This is a genomic window from Candidatus Aminicenantes bacterium, from assembly GCA_026393795.1.
Taxonomy (GTDB): domain Bacteria; phylum Acidobacteriota; class Aminicenantia; order UBA2199; family UBA2199; genus UBA2199.
The window spans coordinates 1-1,603 of record JAPKZL010000106.1 but is presented as its reverse complement, the minus strand read 5'-3'; the positions used below and the strand labels follow the sequence as shown (position 1 = coordinate 1,603).

Annotated in this window: 2 protein-coding genes; both read right to left on the bottom strand. The window is 52.3% G+C overall.

Going from position 1 to position 1,603, the window contains the following annotated elements; genetic code table 11:
- Window positions 1-165: 165 nt before the first annotated feature.
- Complete coding sequence (locus NTW95_05155; protein ID MCX6556806.1) at window positions 166-495, bottom strand: hypothetical protein; 330 nt, start codon at window positions 493-495, stop codon at window positions 166-168.
- 15 nt (window positions 496-510) lie between these two features.
- On the bottom strand, window positions 511-1,603 hold a 1,093-nt coding region (locus NTW95_05150; GenBank protein ID MCX6556805.1), incomplete at its 5' end, for an efflux RND transporter permease subunit.

Genomic DNA, 1,603 nt, shown 5'->3' with positions numbered 1-1,603 from the left:
GCGGGACAAGGAAGAGGAAAACGCTGACCAGGATCAAAACATTGAGCAGGGCCGGGAGGATGTTCAGGAACATCTTGGCCCCTTTTTTCAACCCGGCTAAAGTCCTGCCACGATCGGCCAAAAACGACAGGACCAGTACGGTCGCGGTTGCCACTGCAAGCCCGATCATTTTTTTTCGCTTGTCCGGCCGGCGCCGATCTGTACTCCCAGCATTCTAACCCCAGGAGTGGTTCGCATGGAATAGCGGCCCGGTTCGCCGATCAAACAATGCCCCGCGCTAAGTTGCCTGGCTTCGCCATCAACCGTGACTAAGACGTCGCCGCTGACAACGTAAAATATCACAACCGTGGACATTGGACATTCGGGCATACTCCCGCCCGCGGGCAGGACGATGATCCTGGTTTTGAAGCCGGCGCCGCTGAAAAAGACGTTTTTATCTCTTTCAGAGAACGGAAAAACCTGCATTTTGTTTAAATCAAAGATCGTTGATCCCATATTTCACATCCCTCCTCAAATCTTGCTTCCCAACTGAGGTGCTTCGGTTTTTTCAACCTGGTGTTTATTGTCCCTGCCCCCGTATACGATCATGTACAGCACTGGCAGGAAAATGAATACCATTAACATGCCGAAGATCAACCCGCCTATGACCACAACCGCCATGGGTTTCAGCAACTCCGTGCCGTCCCCCCACATAAAAGCCAGGGGAAGCAGGCCGGCGATGCTGTTCACATCGGTGATCAATATGGGCCGAAATCGAACCAGCGCCGCCTTGGTGACGGCATTCCAGGTTGTTTCGCCTGCAGCCGACAGTTCATCAATAAAAGTAAGCAAAAGCACGCCATTGTTTATTTCCATGCCGGAAAGCATGATAACGCCGATCATGGCGGTGACGCTGAGAGGAGTGCCGGTGAGATAAAGGGCAAAGGTCATCCCGGCCAGAGAAAGCGGGATACGGACAATGATGATCAGGGGCTTCAAAAAGCTTTCGAAGTAGAGGACCATAACCACATAGCCGAGAAATAACGCCAGAATCACAATCCATACCATTTGCCGCGAGTTTTCGCCCAGCATTTGCGATTGCCCGCCATAGTTCAAGCGATACCCTGCCGGCAAGATGAAGGCGGCCAATTCGGACTTGAGCAAATCCGTTGCTTCGCCCACACTTTTGTCCTGAACGTTGGCCGTGACTTTGATCATGCGCATCTGGTCTTTGCGGTCGATCTGCAAAGGACTGACCGTTTGCACCACCCGGGCTACGGCGTTCAGCGGCACCGCGGCGCTTTTGGGCGTAAAAAGGTAAATGTTCTCCAGGTCGTATTGGCCGCGAATCTCCTTTTCACTCATCATGACCCGAATGGGATAATAGTAAGCTCCTTCCTTGAAAAAGGAAGGAACATTGCCAGAAACCATTGTTTTCACAACTGTCCCGATATCGCTGAGGTTAAGCCCGAGATCCATGGCTTTCTGGCGGTCGATCCTGACTTGATATTCGGGCCGGTTCAGGCGCAACGAGAGGTCGACCCCGGCAAGAAAATCCTTTTTTCTGAATTTCTCGGCAACCTGCGAAGCGGTTTTAAAAATATTGCCCAGTGGCTCGCTGCGC

Coding starts and splice junctions, on each gene's coding strand:
- NTW95_05155 (MCX6556806.1), bottom strand. CDS start 495: ATGGGATCAACGATCTTTGATTTAAACAAAATGCAGGTTTTTCCGTTC.